At 59.8% G+C, this 204-nt stretch carries 1 protein-coding gene; it reads left to right on the forward strand.

Going from position 1 to position 204, the window contains the following annotated elements; genetic code table 11:
• A partial coding sequence (locus L6D77_RS27255; protein WP_236170256.1) for a hypothetical protein occupies positions 1–204 on the forward strand: 204 nt, incomplete at both ends.

Consider the following 204-nt stretch of genomic DNA (forward strand, 5'->3'; position numbering starts at 1 on the left):
ATGATGTGTACACCGGTGGCCAACCGAATATCGTCAACAAGATCGAATCGGTCGCCGGTGGCGACAACTTCGAGAAGCTGACCCTCGGCGACAACACCGTCACCACCTCGGTTACCGATGAACCGGGCAGCGGCGGCGGTACCGGCACTGGTAACGAAGGCGACAAGGTGTCGGTCACCATCGTCAGCAATGGCGATGTCACCG

This window comes from Pseudomonas parasichuanensis (genome assembly GCF_021601385.1).
Classification (GTDB): Bacteria; Pseudomonadota; Gammaproteobacteria; order Pseudomonadales; family Pseudomonadaceae; genus Aquipseudomonas; species Aquipseudomonas parasichuanensis.